We start from the raw sequence: 15791 nt of genomic DNA, 5'->3' as shown, positions 1-15791 counted from the left end.
GGTGAGGAAAAGACGTCGCGTAGCGCAGAAGGCACGAAGCTCCACGCTGACATCTTTCAAATGTCCAGCACGAGAAGCGGTGAATGCGCCCAGGAGCAGCAGGAACTAAAAACTTCGGAGACCTGCGATAAACGCCGGGCCAATAACGCCATAGCCATGAACAATAGGTATCCTGACTTCCATTTTGAGTGGCTTTGGGAAATGAAATGTAAAGCGCGCCAGGACTCCGTCGAGTGACGCAGAGTCCTGTTTGAGGCGTTCGAGAATCATCGACCGCGCACAACTCAATGCCGATGATGCATCCACCAATGCCGGGCGTGATCAGCCGTGTGGGCGTGTCTTTGAGCGGGCCAATGTGACTCGTGAATTAACAAGATAACGGCGACCAGGGCCAAGCCGCCAAGGCCGACAAGCACGTTGAGAAGATCAATCGCGGAACTGTGCAAAGTCAATCGCGACGCGGCTCCGACAAGGTCCATCACCGTATTGACAAACTGCTCCATGATGCCCTCCCGCGTCCGCTGCAATTACATCTATATGATAGGTAAACAGAGGCTTAAGAGTAAGCCGCTTAACATCGATTTTTCGCCTTTTCCAGCGACGAATCCAGCGTTTTGATCAGGCGCGGCAGCATTCATCTCAGCGTACAAACCCCAACCAATACAACCCGGCGTTCAGGACGCCGTGCATTCGTAAGCAGATAGGCGCCACGAATGAATCGACCGTGCTAGGCTATGCAAAAATTTTAGTCGGCTTTAGTCAGCATTAGCGCTACCCGTACCGAATAAAGCAAAAAGGAATATCGGAAATACAGGTTGTTTGACTATGCACGCTCGCTAGCCCGTCGAGGCTGAACGCAGGCGACCAAGGTGGATCGATGAAGGTGAATCGATGATTGACGATGATCAACGTTAAGCGGCCTATCCTGCAACTGCGCCTGTACGTCGCATTTTGCGGCTGTGCAGCATTGGCCGGTTGCATGGTCGGACCGGATTATCGAACGCCCCCGGCGCCGCCTGCCGACACCACCTATACCGCTGCCCCGCTGCCCGAGCAGACCGCCTCCGCGCCGGGTGCCGCCGGTTTGCCGCAACGCTTTGCTCCGGGCCAGGACATTCCCGGAGAATGGTGGGCGCTCTTTCATTGCGAACCGCTGGATGGGCTGATTCGCCAGGCACTCACCAACAGCCCGAACATCGTCGCCGCGCAAGCAGCATTGCGGCAAGCTCGCGAGAATTTCTCCGCTCAAGCCGGCGGCACCCTGCTTCCGAGCGTCGATGCGCAACTTGGCGCTACCCGCGAAAAGCTGAACGGCATTGCGTTCGGACAGCCGGGAGTCAGCGAGGAATTCAATCTCTACAACGCCTCGGTGAACGTGTCGTACAAGCTCGACATCTTCGGCGGCGCGCGGCGTGAACTCGAGGCGCTGCATGCACAAATCGATTATCAAAACTACCAGCTCCAGGCGGCCTATCTCGCGCTGACTGCGAACATTGTGACCGCGGCGGTCAAGGAAGCGTCGTTGCGTGCGCAGATCGAAGCCACGGAGCGTATTGCCTCGGACGAAGCCGACCAGCTCGGTGTCCTCGGCCAGCAGTTCGATTTGGGCGGCGTGAGCCGCACAGCCGTGCTCGCACAACAAACGCTCTTGGCGCAGACCCGCGCGACGCTGCCGCCGCTGCGCCAGTCACTCGATCAGGTAAGGCATCAACTCGCCGTGCTGGCCGGCATGCTGCCCAGCGACCCGGCGCTGCCCGAATTTCGGCTTGACATGTTTTCGTTGCCCGAGACGCTGCCTGTAAGCCTGCCTTCAACACTCGTCAGGCAACGGCCCGACATCCTCGCCGCGGACGCGGTACTGCATCAGGCGAGCGCGCAAATAGGCGTGGCGACCGCCGCGCTGTATCCGCAGATCACGCTCTCCGCCAGCTACGGCGCAGAGGCGCTGGCACCCTCGCAAGTATTCAAGCCCGGCAGCACGATATGGAGCCTCGGCGCGGGCCTGCTGCAACCGGTCTTCCACGGCGGACAGTTGAGCGCGCAGAAACGCGCGGCCGAGGCGGCCTACGAGCAGGCCGGCGCGCAGTATCGCGAAACGGTGCTGCTGGCGTTCCAGAACGTGGCGGACTCGCTGCGCGCGCTCGATCACGACGCGATCGGCCTGAGAGCGCAGACAGACGCGTGGCGCGCCGCCAGCGACTCGCTGGACCTGACGCGCGGGCAGTATCGCGTGGGCGGCGTGAGCTACCTGTCGCTGCTCGACGCGCAGCGCCAGTACCAGCAAACCGTGACGAGTCTCGCGCAGGCCCAGGCGTCCCGCTATGCCGATACCGCCGCCCTCTTTCAGGCGCTCGGCGGCGGCTGGTGGAACGCACCACCCAGCGCGCCACCGCCACACTGAAACTGCAAGCAACACACGCTGTCTGCAAACCAACGTTCGGCACTTTGCCCCTGCCGTTCAAGGACATGACGATGATCGAAAAACGACGGATGGCCAAGCGAATGGTGATCATGCTGATCTGCGTCGGCCTGCTGCTGGCCGCGCTGGTTGGCTTCAACCTGTTCAAGGCGCATATGTTCGCCAAGTTCATGGCGGGCAATGCCGCGCCACCGGCCACCGTATCGGCCGCAGTCGCGGGCTACCAGTCATGGCAACCTCAGCTTGCCGCGGTCGGCAGCCTGCGTGCCGTTCGCGGCGTCGATGTCACCACTGAAGTCGCCGGCCTCGTGCGCGAGATTGCATTCAGCTCGGGTCAGGAAGCGAAGACCGGACAAGTCCTCGTCAGGCTCAACGCCGACACCGACGTGGCGCTGCTCCATTCGTTACAGGCAGCGGCAGACCTCGCTCAGACGGTCTATCAGCGCGATAAAGCCCAGTACGACATCAAGGCGATCGCCAAGGCGCAGCTCGACGCAGACGCCGCTGACTTGAAAGGCAAGCAGGCCCAAGTCGTGGGACAAGCCGCGCTCGTCGAAAAGAAGACCATCCGCGCACCGTTTGCGGGGCGCCTTGGCATCACCACGATCAATCCGGGGCAATACATCAACCCGGGTGACGCGATCGTGACGCTGCAAGCTATCGACCCTATCTATGCCGACTTTACGTTGCCGCAACAACAACTCGGCCAGCTCGCGATCGGCCAGATTGTCGCGGTCGATACCAATGCATACAGCGGACAAACCTTCGCGGGCAAGGTCCTGTCGATCAATCCGAAAGTCGATAGCGCCACGCGCAACGTACAGGTGGAAGCCACCGTGGACAACCGTGAGCGCAAGCTGCTGCCGGGCATGTATGCCAACGTGAAGATCGACGCGGGTACCGAACAGCGCTATCTGACACTGCCGCAGACAGCCATCACCTACAACCCCTATGGCGCCACCGTGTTCCTCGTCAAACCCGGCACGCAGCCGAACGCGCAAGGCAAGACACTGCCGGTCGCCCAGCAGGTGTTTGTCACGCCCGGTCCTACACGCGGCGATCAGGTCGCCATCCTGAAGGGCGTCGATGCGGGCACACAAGTAGTGACCAGCGGCCAGTTGAAGCTCAAGAACGGGACGCCGCTTGTCATCGATAATCGGGTGCAGCCGGCCGACAGCCCGAACCCGACGCCTCAGGAACAATAAAGAGACCGCGCGATGAAATTCACCGATCTCTTCATCCAGCGGCCAGTGCTCGCCTCGGTCGTGAGCCTGCTGATCCTCGTGCTTGGATTGCGCTCGCTGGCGAGTTTGAAAGTCAGCGAATATCCGCAGACCGAAAACGCCGTCGTGACCATCAGCACCGCTTACTATGGCGCGAACGCCGACACTATCGCGGGGTTCATCACGCAGCCGCTTGAAGCCGCGGTCGCGCAGGCGCAGGGTATCGATTACTTGTCGTCAACAAGCAGCACCGGTGTCTCGACCATCACTGCAACACTGCGCCTGAACTACGACGCCAATCGCGCGCTGACCGAAATCAATACGCAGATCGCGTCGGTGCGCAACCAGTTGCCGCCGCAAGCCCAGCAGCCGGTCCTGACGGTCCAGACGGGACAGACCACTGACGCGATGTACATGGGCTTCTATAGCAACGTGCTGCCGAGCAACAACGTCACCGACTATCTGCTGCGTGTCGTCAAACCCAAGCTCGATTCGATCGAAGGCGTGCAGACGGCCGAGATCCTCGGCGGGCGGCAGTTCGCGATGCGCGCGTGGCTCGATTCAACTCGCTTGGCAGCACACGGCGTGACGGCCGCCGATGTTTACACCGCGCTCGGCAACAACAACTACCTTGCGACGCTCGGCACAACCAAGGGACAGATGGTCAGCGTCGACCTGAACGCGGGCACGGACCTGCATACCGTCGATGACTTCAAGCAACTCGTCGTCAAGCAGAAGAACGGCTCGATCGTGCGGCTGGAAGATGTCTCGAACGTCGTGCTCGGCGCTGACAGCTACGACTTCAACGTCGCGTTCAGCGGCAAGCGCTCGGTGTTTATCGGCATCAAGGTCGCGCCGGATGCGAACATCCTGGATGTAGCCAAACGCGTGCGGCGGCTTTTTCCCTCGCTGCAACAGCAGTTCCCGATCGGCATGACGGGCGATATCGTGTACGACGCGACGGACTTCGTGAACACGGCTATTGTTGAAGTGATCAAGACGCTGGTGGAGGCGCTGCTGATTGTCACCGCTGTGATCTTCCTGTTCCTCGGCAGTTTCCGCGCGGTCATCGTGCCTGTGATCGCGATGCCGTTGTCGCTCATCGGCACGTTCTTCGTGATGCAGTTGCTTGGGTATTCGATCAACCTGCTGACCCTGCTCGCGCTCGTGCTCGCAATCGGGCTGGTTGTCGACGATGCGATCATCGTGGTCGAAAACGTCGATCGGCACATGAAGCATGAAGGCAAGACGCCCTTCGAAGCCGCGTTGATCGCCGCGCGCGAACTGGGCGGCCCGATTCTCGCGATGACCGTCGTGCTCATCGCGGTATACGTGCCGATCGGTTTCCAGGGTGGCCTGACGGGCGCCCTCTTCACCGAGTTCGCATTCTCGCTTGCCGGCGCGGTGACGGTATCCGGCGTGATCGCCCTGACCTTGTCGCCCATGATGTGCTCGCGCTTTTTCCGCGCGGAGCAGGAATCCGGGCGCTTCACGCAGTTCATCGACCGACAGTTCGACCGTCTTCATCGCGGGTATGGTCGGCTGTTGCATGCAACGCTCGATACCTGGCCCGTGTTCGTCGTGATGGGCGCGTTGCTGCTCTGCGGCGCGGTCTATCTGTTCATGACGTCCAAATCAGAGCTTGCGCCGCAGGAGGACCAGGGGATCGTGCTGTCACAGATCCAGGGGCCGCCGAACGCGACCATCCAGCAGATGCAGATGTACGCGGACCAGGTGTTCGAGATCTCGAAGGCACTGCCCGAATACTCGCAGATGTTCCAGTTGACCGGCGCGCCGACACTCAACCAGGGGATCGGCGGCGTGCTCTTCAAGACGTGGGATCAGCGCAGCAAGGGCGCGACCGTGTTGCAGCAGGAATTGCAGCAGAAGTGGAATCAGATCGCCGGAGCGCGCGTGGCTGCGTTCCAGTTTCCGCCGCTGCCGGGCTCGCAGGGCTTGCCGGTGCAATTCGTGATCAGCACGACCGAGCCGTTCGAGAATCTCAACGAAGTGTCGCAAGCGGTCCTGCAAAAAGCGCGCGCGAGCGGGATGTTTTTCTTCGTCGACAGTGATCTCAAACTCGACAAGCCCCAAGCTTTGCTCGTGGTCGATCGTGACAAGGTGGCGTCGCTCGGGCTCTCGCAAAGCGATGTCGGGCAGGCGCTCGGCGCGGCGCTTGGGGGCGGCTATGTCAACTACTTCGCGATCGCGGGACGCTCGTACAAGGTCATTCCGCAGGTGTTGCAGACGGACCGGCTGAATCCATCGCAGGTGCTCGATTATTACTTGCGTACGCCCGACGGCAGTGTCATTCCCGCGGCCACCGTTGCGCATATCCAGCACAACGTCGTGCCGGAATCGATCAACCACTTCCAGCAACTCAACTCGGCAACGATCTCGGGCGTGATCGTGCCGGGCGTGTCGCAAGGCGAGGTGCTTGATTTCCTGCGCACGGCGACCGCACAGGTTGCACCGGCGGGATATTCGGCGGATTACTCGGGGCAGTCCCGGCAGTTCGTGCAGGAATCGGGCGGTTTTGTCCTGACGCTGCTGTTCGCGACGATCATCGTGTTCCTGGCGCTGGCGGCTCAATTCGAGAGTTTTCGAGACCCCGTCGTGATCCTGATCTCCGTGCCGATGGCACTCTTCGGTGCGCTTGTTTTCATCAACATCGGCTTGACGTCGCTGAATATCTACACGCAGGTCGGGCTCGTCACGTTGATGGGGCTCGTCAGCAAGCACGGCATTCTGATCGTGCAGTTCGCGAACGAATTGCAGCGCGCCGGCAGGTCGAAACGCGAAGCGCTGGAGGAAGCGGCCGGCGTGCGGCTACGGCCGATCCTGATGACGACCGCGGCGATGGTGCTTGGCGTCGTGCCGCTCGTGATCGCGTCCGGGGCCGGTGCGGCGGGCCGCAACGCAATGGGACTCGTGATCTTCACGGGACTGTCTATCGGCACGCTGTTCACGTTGTTCGTCGTGCCCGCGATGTATATGTTTTTGGCGGCGGATCATCATCGCAAAGCGTCAACCGACGTTGTAGCTTCGGAATGAAGACATTGAACCTAGTCGATCAATGGGCGACCGACCGATATCCACTGCTCCAGTTCTCTCAGCCTCAAGCGATAACGGGCAAAGTTGTGTTCGCCGAGCCGTGAAATATCCCCTCTCACGATCTCGGTAAGGCGAGCCGCTTCATCATCGCGAAGCTTGAACTCCGCTATCACGGCGCCCAGAGCCTCCCGGTCCCGCACGATCCGCGAGACCACCTCATTGATGGTTTCGCGGTGTCTTGCGCGGAACGGATCCGGCACTCCCGCGGCGTCGATCTGCACTGCATACTTCGCAATCGACCGGCGATAAGTCCACGCAAAGAGATCAGCCGCAATGCTCGTGTCGAGCCGCTCGTAGACACCGATCTTTGCGCGGGCGTAGTCTTCGTCACCTACATCGAGAAAGCTGAGCGGCGCGCAGTTGTACAGCAGCAGCGGGACGTTTGCGCTGAGGCGGCTAGTCCGCTTGTTGCCGTCCTCGAAAGGCTGGAGGTAAGCCAGGTTCACCCAAAGAAAGAACGCTGCTTCGACCGGATTTTTGATGTGACGCGCCTTCTCGGTAATCTGCTCCAGCATTTCACCAAGCAGGGAGGGCACGTGAGACGGGATATAAACTGTATTGCTTATATTCACGACTCTTTCGCGGATTGAGCCAAGTGCGTTCTCGTCATTAAGCAAGCCTTGCATCAGCAGCGTGTGCAGGTTGCGGATGACCATCGTGGTCAATCCATACGAGGGAACGTCGTCGATCAGGAATTCGATCGCCCGCTTATGGTTGAGCAACATGGTCGCGTCTTTATCGGCAGGATCTGCGGTCCCGGCATCGAACAGGACCTCGGTGTCGAGCCTCGAATATCGATTACCCTCGAGCCGCGATGAGGAGAAAGACAGATCGATCAGCAACGGCTCGATGACCTTGCGCGCGTACGTACCTGCGGGCTGCTGACCCGGCGATCTTCCTTCGTTATACAGATCATTTGCGAGTGCTTCGGGAAGAAGGAAGGTTTGGTTGGGCACGTAGTCGTCGACGAAACGCCGTTGATAGCTGACTGGTTGTCGCGCACCCAGAGGGACGTTCAGTTCGGCGATGAGCGCGGCAGCAGCCGCGGACCACGCCGGCGAAACCGTGAGTTTTGCCGGCGCCGGGCTTGAAATTACGGCCTGCCTCGCGAGTTCGACTTTGGGGCCCAACAAGCTATAACGGGTCGTCGTAGTTGCTCCAACCCGCTCGATCTTGCCATCGCTAATGAGTTTGTCCAGATACCGCAGGATCGTTGCGGCCGGAGCGCCTATCGCCTCGGCAATCTCGTTGCGCGACAAGCGGTCCTGCCCTGCATCGGCGCGTTTCGCGAGGAATTCGGGTATGGCGTTGTACAGCTCGCGTCTTGCCATGATGATGGGTTCAAAAGAACAAAAAAAGATTTAAAAATGATCCTTGAATCAATCTTAGATCAAAAATTTGATTCGAATGACCTTTTTTAGGAAAAAATGATTTAAGAATGAGGCGATTGATCTGGAATTGAGGCGAAGGCAATCACAATTGCTTCCGGTTGGGTCGAAAATCGCCGTCTTTCACCAGTGGGCGACCTTTGGCAACTGCCACCCATACGTAACCGAAGCCACCCGCAGGACAAAACAGGCAGCACCGCTCAAGAGCGCGGCTGCCATGGGTGAAAGACCGAACCGGCGGCCGACGACCAGCACGACCCCTCCCACGAAGGCGGCGCTCGCGTAGATATCGGCGACCAGTACCATGGGTACGCGAGCCAGCAGGATGTCGCGTACTACGCCGCCCCCCACGCCGGTGATCGTTCCCATCAGCGTCGATATGAAAGGCCCTATATCGTAGCTCAGCGCTTTCTGCGCGCCCGCGACAGCGAATAACGCAAGCCCCGCGGCATCCAGCGCCATGAGCAAGGGGGCCGAGAGATTGCGTGCTTCGCTGTGAAAGACGAAAGTCAGCAAGCCCGTGAGGAAGGCGAGCGCCGGGTAGCGCCAGTCGCGCACGGCGTTAGGTGGCGTCGCACCGATCAGCAGATCGCGAATCACGCCACCGCCCAGCGCGACGACAAACGACAAGACCATCACCCCGAGCAAGTCGAGTCCGCTCTGCATGGCGGAGATCGCGCCTTCGGCGGCGAAGACGGCTGTTCCCGCCAGATCGGCTACCAGTACTATCGTTTCGATTTTCTTCATCGTTCAAGTCTGCGTTTGGTAATCACGAAGCACCGAGGAAAGCGCGCCTTCAACCGGCACGGTCCAGATATCGCTTCACTTCCGTGCCGATCCATTCCATGAAATGCGTCTGCTTGACGCTTAGCACTTCACGCTGCTGCCAGACGAGCCAATACGGATACGGGTACGGCACGTGTATATCGGTAATCTGAACCAGTTCGCCGCGAGCAATCGCATCAGCCACGAGCGTGCGCCGCTCAAGCGCAATCCCTTGCCCGAGCCGCACGGCACCCAGCACGATATTCGAATCGTTCGCGAACAGCCCCGCCACGTTCGCGGGTTCGCGCACGTTTGCCGCCTGGCACCAGTCGGTCCACGGTGCATCGGAACTTCTTATCAGCGGACACGACACGATCTCCTCAGCGGAGCGAGGAAGCTTACCTCCGTTGAAATGCGGAGAAGCCACGACCAGCAGTTCGTCGCTGAATAACGCCTTCTGGGCGAGTTCAGGCCAGTGCCCTTGGCCCATTCGAATACTGACGTCGGCGAGTCCATGCCGCACGTCCTGTATCTCAAGGCTCGTCTGCAAGCGAACGCGATAGTACGGATGGCGCTCGCGGAAACTCACAAGGCGAGGCAGCAGCCAATGCAGGGCAAACGAAGGCAGCGTTGCAATGACCAGTTCGCTCTCTTGCGGGCGGGCCTGGGCCAGAAGCGTCGCGTTTGCGATGTCGCGAAGTGCCGAACGTATTTCGAGCGCGTAGAGACGCCCTTCTTCCGTTAACCGCAAACCCCTGGCTTCACGCACGAAGAGCGCAACGCCCAAGGTGTCTTCGAGAATCCTGATCTGCTGACTGACCGCCGAATGCGTGACGTGGAGTTCGCGCGCGGCAAGCGTGACGCCACCGAGCCGGGAAGCCGCCTCGAAGCATCTGAGCGCAGTTAGAGGCGGGATATTTTTCATGTAAGTTTTCCTTACTGAAGACGTTTGTTTATGTCGCTTTTCATATGCCGGATAAATGCTTAATCTGACGGAATCGGCAGTCCTATATCCTTGAACACGCAGGCAAGGCGACGCGTGCGAGCACGGCTGAATGATAGATATTCTAACGGGAAGCGTATGAAACTGATCGGAATGCTGGACTCGCCTTATGTGCGCCGGGTGGCCATTTGCCTCAAGCTGCTCGAACTCGATTTCGAGCATCGCCCGGTTTCCGTGTTCAGTGACTTTGAAGAATTCCGCAAGCTCAACCCCGTCGTAAAAGCACCGACCTTGATCCTCGGCGACGATCAAAGCCTGATGGATTCAACGCTGATCCTCGACTATGTGACGTCCCTTGTCGGGTCAGACGCGACGCTGGCGCCACAGCGCGCGGACGAACGTTTGCGCGCAACCAGGCTGACCGGTCTGGCACTGGCCGCGTGTGACAAGACGGTTCAGATCGTCTATGAACGCAACTTGCGTCCGGTAGAAAAGCAGCACGAGCCATGGGTCGATCGCGTCAGCGCCCAATTGCTCGCAGCGTACGCCGGGCTCGAAGCCGAACTGGCGTTAGCCACCCCGCCCGTGGATGCAGGCCGGCTTGGGCAAGCGGGCGTGACCGTCGCTGTCGCCTGGAGATTTACCCAAATGATGGTGCCCAAGATCGTTATCGCGGAGAAGTATCCCAACCTGCAATCGTTCTCGGTTTTCGCCGAGCAACTGCGTGCTTTCGAAAGCACGCCGCCTGTGTAAGCGCCGGCGAGGAATCGTTGCCGCCTGGTCCACGATCCAACTGACACTGCTCCTCGCCACCGCGTGACGCAGATTATTTTTAAGCATAAAAACCCTAAAGCCAGAGTGGTTAACCGCCGTTATGTCCTGGTAACGCGAAACAAGTTCTCGCGTCACGTTCCAGATTGAAGAAAGGACACAACGAATGCGAAATAACCAGCCCGTCACGCAGCACGAGTACGACTTCCCGGCAGCGGACATGCTCGTCTCTGCCACGGATCTTTCCGGCAACATCAAGTACTGCAATCCCGCCTTTGTCGAAGTCTCGGGCTATTCACGAGAAGAGCTGATCGGCCAGCCCCACAACCTGATTCGCCACCCCGATATGCCGCGCGAAGCCTTCGGCGACCTGTGGACGACGATTCGCGCGGGTCGTCCGTGGACGGCCCTCGTCAAGAACCGTCGCAAGAACGGCGACTATTACTGGGTCCGTGCAAACGTGACGCCGGTCATCGAGCATGGCAAGGCAGTGGGTTATCTAAGCGTGCGCGTGAAGCCGGGCCGCGACGAAGTTGAGAGCGCATCCGAGTTGTATGCGCGAATTCGTGCCGGTGCCATGGGTTCGCTGCAGCTCAGAGAAGGCGCGCTCGTACGGACCGGACTGGCTGGCAAACTTGGGGAACTGTCGCGCATGCCGGTGGCGTCGCGCATTGCGATTGGCTATGCAGCCGGCCCGCTGGCGGTGCTCGCGACCGGGCTGATTGCATACCAGGGGTTCCCGCCGCTGCCCTTGTGGATAGCGTTTGGCGTGAACGCGCTGATCGGCGCGTTCGGCTGGGCGACCGTTTCGCGTCATGTCGGGGTACCCGTGCGCACCATGTCCGGTTTCGCCGCGCGAATGGCTGCCGGCGATTTAACGGTAGCGATGGAACCCGGCACTCGCGACGATCTCGGCGATGTCCAACGCGCCCTGAACCAGCTCAAGGCGAACCTCGCCGCCATCGTCCTGGACGTGCGTGGACAGATTGGCGGGGTAATGGACGCCACGCGGGAAATCTCCAGCGGCAACCTGGATCTGTCGCGTCGAACGGAGTTGCAGGCGGCATCGTTGGAACAGACCGCCGCAACCATGGACCAGTTGACGGCCACGGTGAAGGGCGACGCGGACGCGAGTGTGCGCGCTTTGGACCTTGTGAAAGACGCGCAGGCGGCGGCCAGTGACGGCGGCAAGATCGCGATCCAGGTGGAGCAGACGATGGCCGGCATCAACACGGCGTCGCAGCGTATTGCGGACATTACCGGTGTGATCGACGGCATCGCGTTTCAGACGAACATCCTGGCGCTGAACGCCGCAGTAGAAGCGGCCCGCGCCGGCGAAGCCGGCCGCTCGTTCGCGGTGGTCGCGACCGAAGTGCGCAGCCTTGCACAACGGTGCGCGGCGTCGGCGAAGGAGATCAAGGCGGTGGTGGAAACGAGTGTTGCGCAGATCGCGGAAGGGACTGACCTGGTATCGCGCACGACCAGCCAGATGCATGCAATCGATGCCGCCGTGCAGCGTGTTTCGACGATCATCGGCGAGGTTGCGAATGCGAGCAGCGAGCAGGCCGAGGGCATTCGCCAGGTGAACCAGGCGGTGGCGCATCTGGATGGCTCGACGCAGCAGAACGCTGCACTGGTCGAGCAGGCTGCGGCGACTGCGCAGCGCCTGGCCGAACGAGCAGATGTACTCGATGACGCCGTGCGGCTGTTTACGGTCGGGACTGTGTGAGGTCGGTCGATGAATCAATTCACTCATCGATTGCAGTCACCCTTTCACCACAATCGACACTCGTCGATCCGGCTGCAGGCAGTTGATGACTTCACGCAAAGATCCATCCGGACAATGCGATATCGGCTGACTGGAACCCACACCTTGCGCATGGACAAGACTGCGATCCAGTCCGTGTGCAATGAGATAGGCGCGTACGGTATTCGCTCGTGCAAGCGATAAACTTCGGTTGACGGCCACGGAACCAATTCTGTCCGTATAGCCGACCACGGTGATTTCGCTCACGCCTTCGTGAGTCTTGATTTGCTCGATTGCTTTGTCGAGTTTTGCCTTTCCATCCGGCAGCATGGAGTCCAGACTCGATTTATCGAATGCAAATAGCGTGTCGCTTTGCAGCGTAAATTGCTCGACAGGCTTCGTCTCCACCTCAACGGGTGCGGACGCTGTCAAAGCCGTTGGCTCAAGAAAGCCAGCACAGGATGGGTCACGCCAATAGGTGCCGCTCACTTTCATATGGCTATCGAACTGAACCTGATACTGGCAAGTGACCGTCTCACTGCCGCGACGAAAATTGAATAGATAGTTCCACACATGAACCGCGACAATGCCCTCATGGAAATGGGGCGGCCCCAGCAGGTCGACCATCTGGTCCTTGGTCAGCCCGGGACCGACGTTGCGCAGATTGTTCACGTTGACGAACGTACCGCCTGTCAGCGTCGTTGATTGAGGATCTGGAAACTTCGGAGGCGATTCGGCGGTCGCACAGCCGCCGAGCATCGCTGCTGCGAAAAAACTGGAGAACATCGCAAGGACCCGTTGATTTTTCATTTCTGTGTCTCGCATCGAATGATTGACAGGACATCCGCTATACGCCAGCAGCAGTCACGACGAAGTTGCATAGCTGTGCGGGTACCGATGTCCATCGGAAGTCGCGCTCTTGTGATCACCATTGGTAACCTGCGCCGATGACTGCACCATAGTTGTTGCGTGTGTTCGTCGACACCGCCGCCTTGTAGATCCAGTGGTTGTTTTCCGAGATCGTGGAGATGCCGATTGCTTGTCCGGATTGGCTTCGATAAATGCTGCCGGCGATCGACACCATGCTCTTTCCGGGACCGGACGGTTGCGGCAATCCGGCGACGGCCATCGCCGTTGCTGCGCCCGCATCCGCGTCACGCCGGAGCCCCTGGATCTGACTATCCGTGTAACTGTTTGCCTGCGCGACGCCAGCATTTAACTGATTCAGATTGACCGCGTCCGTGCCGCCTGTTCCTGGGGCAATGTTGATAAGTTGTCGTGGCGCGTCGGCTGCTCCCACGGCAACCACGTTAGCGCGTCCTCCGTCGTTACTACCTGAGCCGATCGCAACGGAGTTGCTACCAGTCGACGTTGCTCCCTGACCCACCGCAGTCGATCCGTTACCGGATGCGGTGGAGGTGTTGCCCACCGCCGTGCTGTTGGAACCGGAAGCTACCGCGCCCTGTCCGCCCGCCGACGAATTCGATCCGGTGGACGCGGGTGGAGTCGAAGAACCCGATGTGGACGGGAAGCCACCGCCGCCCCCATTTTGATTATTTATCAGCGTGGCCAACTGCGTGCTGACCGCGTCAAGCTGGCTTACGTTCACCGCATCGGTGCCGGCCTTCCCGGCTGCAACGCCCGTAATCTGCCGATTGCCCACGTTGATTTCACCCGCCGAAGACTGCGGGGTGCTAAGCCCGTACGCGATGTAATTGCTCAACGCCCCGACAGTCGTGACAGAACCCGCACCAAGCGCCACGCTGTTTGCAAGAGAGGCACTCGCCCCTGCGCCAATGGCGACCGCATCGATAGCGCTACTTTGCGCGCCTGAGCCCAAGGCAACGCCGCCTGCGTTAGCCGCACTTGCGTTTGCGCCTTGCGCGAGTGACTGCGCGCCGCTCGCGACCGCGCCGCTACCGATCGCGATTGCATCTGCTTGCGCCGAATGAGCCAGCTCCCCCATGGCGACGCCGCCGGGCGCCGTCGCGTCGACCACGGCTCCGTTGCCGATACCTACGCCGTTGTCACCGTTGACAACGGTCGTCGGCCCGACCGCGATCGACTGCGCGCCCACCGCCAACGAGTCAGCCGCTGTCGAGTTCGCGTGAAAGTACAACTGCCCCGTTACCGCGAACGACGAGAGGGCGCCGACAAGCTGCCTGACGGTGACCGCATCTTGTGCCTTCGTTCCGTCGGCGACATTGATCAACTGCCGATACGCATTTCCACTAGCACTGCCGAAGGACACCGCCCCTAGCAGAGTTTGATCGGAGGTATTGAAGGGAATCGCATGCGTACCATTCGCAATTGAACCGATGCCCGACAGGACCGCGCGATCGGACACCGATCCCGAGCCGATAGCGACCCCTCCGGCCACCGAGGCGCTCGCCTGCGACCCAAGCGCGAGTGCGTTGTCCGCCTGTGCCTGCGCGCCGTTACCGCCGGCAAAGCTGCTTGCTCCGCTCGCCGTGGTGTTCACGCCGGCTGCCAATGCGTTGACGCCCGTGGCGCCGTCGTTGTTGTAGTTGCCGCTTGGCGTACCACCATCGTTGATGCTGTAGTAGTGCGTCTTGTTAGCTGCCACGGTAGTCGCAAGGCTGTTGATCGCCTGGTCACTCGCATACAACTGCGAGCCGTTCACCGCGTCAGTGCTGCTCGCGCTCACCCGGCCTGCCGCCACGTTGGTCACCGTGCGCTCGCTGCCCACGCTGCCCACGCTTACCGTGCTGGTCGGTGCCGTACCCGCGTACGTGTATGCGGTGCCGTTGATGGTGTCGCCAGTGGTCGCCACCGCCGCGGCCGTGGTCGAACCGCTGCCGAGCGCAACGGCATTGACGTTATTTGCCACCGCGCCCTGACCCAGGGCCGTGCTGCTGGCGCCTGCCGCGCTGGCAGCCACGCCTGCCGCAAGTGCGTTGGTGCCGGTAGCGCCGTCGTTGGCGTAGTTGGCACTCTGAGTACCGCCATCGTTGACGCTGTAGTAGTGCGTCTTATTGGCGGTTACGGTCGTGGACAGGTTGTTGACCGCCTGATCGGTCGCATACAACTGCGAGCCGTTCACTGCATCGGTGCTGGTGGCACTCACTCGTCCTGCCGCCACGTTGGTCACCGTGCGCTCGTTGCCTACGCTGCCCACGCTCACCGTGCTCGTCGGGGCAGTACCGGCGTACGTGAAGGCCGTGCCGTTGATGGTGACGCCTGTCGTCGCCACCGCCGCGGCCGTGGTCGAAGCGCTGCCCAGCGCCACGCTGTTGGCGAACGTCGAACTCGCCCCTGCCCCAAGCGCCACGGCGTCCGTGGCGCTGCTCTGCGCGCCTGAGCCCAAGGCAATGCCGCCCTGGTTGGCGGCATTCGCGTTTGCGCCTTGCGCGAGTGACTGTGCACCGCTCGCGACCGCGCCGCTGCCGAGAGCGATTGC

11 protein-coding genes are annotated in these 15791 nt (G+C 60.6%); 5 read left to right on the top strand and 6 right to left on the bottom strand.

The genetic code is table 11. The features are described from left to right. Positions 1–284: 284 nt before the first annotated feature. A complete protein-coding gene (locus EOS_RS16410) occupies positions 285–503 on the bottom strand; it encodes a hypothetical protein (RefSeq protein WP_047847724.1) in 219 nt (72 codons plus the stop codon). Positions 504–901: 398 nt separating this feature from the next. Between EOS_RS16410 and EOS_RS16405 the strand changes: the two genes are divergently transcribed. The 3 genes from EOS_RS16405 (at position 902) to EOS_RS16395 (ending at position 6696) form a co-directional block, all read left to right on the top strand. Next, on the top strand, positions 902–2401 hold the full coding sequence (locus EOS_RS16405; RefSeq protein WP_047847723.1) for an efflux transporter outer membrane subunit: 1500 nt from the start codon (positions 902–904) through the stop codon (positions 2399–2401). Positions 2402–2472: 71 nt separating this feature from the next. Further along, on the top strand, positions 2473–3624 hold the full coding sequence (locus tag EOS_RS16400; protein WP_047847744.1) for an efflux RND transporter periplasmic adaptor subunit: 1152 nt from the start codon (positions 2473–2475) through the stop codon (positions 3622–3624). 12 nt (positions 3625–3636) lie between these two features. After that, on the top strand, positions 3637–6696 hold the full coding sequence (locus tag EOS_RS16395; RefSeq protein ID WP_047847722.1) for an efflux RND transporter permease subunit: 3060 nt from the start codon (positions 3637–3639) through the stop codon (positions 6694–6696). Positions 6697–6707: 11 nt separating this feature from the next. Here the strand turns inward: EOS_RS16395 and EOS_RS16390 are convergent, their stop codons facing one another. The 3 genes from EOS_RS16390 to EOS_RS16380 all read right to left on the bottom strand — a co-directional run bounded on the left by EOS_RS16390 (position 6708) and on the right by EOS_RS16380 (position 9834). Further along, complete coding sequence (locus tag EOS_RS16390; protein WP_047847721.1) at positions 6708–8087, bottom strand: Fic family protein; 1380 nt, start codon at positions 8085–8087, stop codon at positions 6708–6710. Positions 8088–8267: 180 nt separating this feature from the next. After that, positions 8268–8891: a trimeric intracellular cation channel family protein gene (locus EOS_RS16385; RefSeq protein ID WP_047847720.1), complete on the bottom strand. Its 624-nt coding sequence runs from the start codon at positions 8889–8891 to the stop codon at positions 8268–8270. A gap of 49 nt (positions 8892–8940) precedes the next feature. Then, entirely contained in the window at positions 8941–9834 is an 894-nt protein-coding gene (locus tag EOS_RS16380; RefSeq protein WP_047847719.1) for a LysR substrate-binding domain-containing protein, read from the bottom strand. A 156-nt stretch (positions 9835–9990) separates the two neighbouring features. On the opposite strand from EOS_RS16380, the gene EOS_RS16375 reads away from it, so the two are divergent. Then, positions 9991–10605: a glutathione S-transferase gene (locus tag EOS_RS16375; RefSeq protein ID WP_047847718.1), complete on the top strand. Its 615-nt coding sequence runs from the start codon at positions 9991–9993 to the stop codon at positions 10603–10605. A 184-nt stretch (positions 10606–10789) separates the two neighbouring features. Then, on the top strand, positions 10790–12352 hold the full coding sequence (locus EOS_RS16370) for a methyl-accepting chemotaxis protein (protein ID WP_047847717.1): 1563 nt from the start codon (positions 10790–10792) through the stop codon (positions 12350–12352). Between the two features lie 36 nt (positions 12353–12388). Here the strand turns inward: EOS_RS16370 and EOS_RS16365 are convergent, their stop codons facing one another. Continuing rightward, positions 12389–13180: an OmpA family protein gene (locus EOS_RS16365; protein ID WP_407639148.1), complete on the bottom strand. Its 792-nt coding sequence runs from the start codon at positions 13178–13180 to the stop codon at positions 12389–12391. 115 nt (positions 13181–13295) lie between these two features. Beyond that, positions 13296–15791 (bottom strand): YadA family autotransporter adhesin (locus EOS_RS16360; RefSeq protein ID WP_047847715.1); only part of this gene is annotated, 2496 nt, incomplete at its 5' end.

This window comes from Caballeronia mineralivorans PML1(12), from assembly GCF_001028175.1.
Taxonomy (GTDB): Bacteria; Pseudomonadota; Gammaproteobacteria; order Burkholderiales; family Burkholderiaceae; genus Caballeronia; species Caballeronia mineralivorans.
Note: the sequence above shows the minus strand (reverse complement) of the source record. Positions and strands in the feature narration are given on the sequence as shown.

Excerpts from the sequence above, each read along its gene's own strand:
- EOS_RS16375 (WP_047847718.1), top strand. The coding sequence starts at position 9,991 with ATGAAACTGATCGGAATGCTGGACTCGCCTTATGTGCGCCGGGTGGCC.
- EOS_RS16365 (WP_407639148.1), bottom strand. The coding sequence starts at position 13,180 with ATGAAAAATCAACGGGTCCTTGCGATGTTCTCCAGTTTTTTCGCAGCA.
- EOS_RS16405 (WP_047847723.1), top strand. The coding sequence starts at position 902 with ATGATCAACGTTAAGCGGCCTATCCTGCAACTGCGCCTGTACGTCGCA.
- EOS_RS16390 (WP_047847721.1), bottom strand. The coding sequence starts at position 8,087 with ATGGCAAGACGCGAGCTGTACAACGCCATACCCGAATTCCTCGCGAAA.
- EOS_RS16400 (WP_047847744.1), top strand. The coding sequence starts at position 2,473 with ATGATCGAAAAACGACGGATGGCCAAGCGAATGGTGATCATGCTGATC.
- EOS_RS16385 (WP_047847720.1), bottom strand. The coding sequence starts at position 8,891 with ATGAAGAAAATCGAAACGATAGTACTGGTAGCCGATCTGGCGGGAACA.
- EOS_RS16395 (WP_047847722.1), top strand. The coding sequence starts at position 3,637 with ATGAAATTCACCGATCTCTTCATCCAGCGGCCAGTGCTCGCCTCGGTC.
- EOS_RS16370 (WP_047847717.1), top strand. The coding sequence starts at position 10,790 with ATGCGAAATAACCAGCCCGTCACGCAGCACGAGTACGACTTCCCGGCA.
- EOS_RS16380 (WP_047847719.1), bottom strand. The coding sequence starts at position 9,834 with ATGAAAAATATCCCGCCTCTAACTGCGCTCAGATGCTTCGAGGCGGCT.
- EOS_RS16410 (WP_047847724.1), bottom strand. The coding sequence starts at position 503 with ATGGAGCAGTTTGTCAATACGGTGATGGACCTTGTCGGAGCCGCGTCG.